This is a genomic window from Methylophaga sp. UBA5088, assembly GCF_002414625.1.
Taxonomy (GTDB): Bacteria; Pseudomonadota; Gammaproteobacteria; order Nitrosococcales; family Methylophagaceae; genus Methylophaga; species Methylophaga marina.
The window spans coordinates 73,910-75,253 of sequence record NZ_DIAC01000074.1 but is presented as its reverse complement, the minus strand read 5'-3'; the positions used below and the strand labels follow the sequence as shown (position 1 = coordinate 75,253).

Genomic DNA, 1,344 nt, shown 5'->3' with positions numbered 1-1,344 from the left:
CAGAGATGGACTCAAACACGGCATCCGTCACATCCAGATGTAATCCAAAAAGAAAAGGCAATGCGCCAACCAGCCCCAGTAGAATCCAAAATAAGGTCACCACCAGGAAACCATCTCTCACCGATAGCTCTTGTCGTTCCTGAGCGTTTGCTCCCCACAGAACTGCACCGATTGCAATCACGGATAGCATGGAAAGTAAAAAGACATTCAGTTCGCCATCCTGATAAAAAAGCGAAACAAGAATGGAAGGCACAAAGTTCAAACTGTAAAACATCAACAATATGCCAAATAACCTCAGTATCGCTCGCCAATGCATGTCTCGATTATCTTTATTGTTGTGAGGGTGTCACAGACGAAAAACAGAGTGTGATAGATAGCTAAATACCGTTAACAAATCGTTTTACCTGTCATAATTGAAAACTTAACGGCATTATGCCGCGCTGATATAAAAAGATTGTAAAAATAATATAAAAACCATGAGCAAAAATGACGCCCCTGCTAACAGTGACTAAGGCCATCTCTCCCATAAAAGGGTATTTACTGGCGACGCTCATCATGACTGGTATCAGTCTTGTCACTGCGTTGCTGACTCCCCTATTTCTTCACACCAGCCTGTTAATGCTGTTTATGGCTGGGATTGTATTTATATCCGCCAAAACGGCTCTCGGCCCCGCCATTTATGCCAGCGCTTTAAGTTTTACGATCTTTAACTTCTTTTTTACTGAGCCTTATTACACACTGGATATCACCCATCGTCATGATGTGGCGACCCTGGTGTTATTTATTTTTGTCAGCTTGATAACCGGAAATTTAGCATCAAAAATGCGGCTGGCGATTGCTGAATCGAAACAAGCACTAGAGAGGCAGCATCGCTTTTTTGCATTCAGCCAGAAAATGACATCAGCTATGAATACAGAGCTTGTATTAAACACACTGCAGCAGGCTATTCAACACTCGTTATCCTCGGCGTTCTACCTGATTGAAAAAACCAGCAAGAACTTGTTTTTACACCATCCACACCTCCATCTTCCTCCGTCAGCCTATTGGAAACAATCTGGGATACCCCAGAAAATAGCGAACTAATAGACGGGGAAGTTATTGCCCTTAGGACAGAGAATAAAACACGAGCACTTATCTACGTGCCATCGCCTTTAACTGAAGAGCAGTCAGCAGCGCTGCAGACTTTTTCGAATCTCGCGGCATTGGCGCTTCAACGCATTTTGCTTGCTGAAGATCTGGAAGCAAGCAGGCGGCTTTCAGAAACAGAACAGTTACGCTCCGCACTATTGTCTTCTGTATCACATGACTTACGGACACCGCTTTCATCTATTATTGGTTCGGCAT

Annotated in this window: 2 protein-coding genes and 1 pseudogene; 2 read left to right on the top strand and 1 reads right to left on the bottom strand. The window is 43.7% G+C overall.

Going from position 1 to position 1,344, the window contains the following annotated elements:
• A pseudogene (locus B4K20_RS09795) lies at positions 1 to 274 on the bottom strand (potassium transporter); the annotation flags it as partial.
• Positions 275 to 486: 212 nt separating this feature from the next.
• Between B4K20_RS09795 and B4K20_RS09790 the strand changes: the two are divergent.
• Together B4K20_RS09790 and B4K20_RS09785 are read left to right on the top strand one after the other, a co-directional pair.
• Positions 487 to 1,083 (top strand): DUF4118 domain-containing protein, encoded by a 597-nt coding sequence (locus B4K20_RS09790; RefSeq protein ID WP_289282738.1) that lies wholly within the window; start codon positions 487 to 489, stop codon positions 1,081 to 1,083.
• 56 nt (positions 1,084 to 1,139) lie between these two features.
• Positions 1,140 to 1,344, top strand: a 205-nt coding sequence (locus tag B4K20_RS09785; protein ID WP_289282737.1) for a histidine kinase dimerization/phospho-acceptor domain-containing protein, incomplete at its 3' end; no start/stop codon positions are given.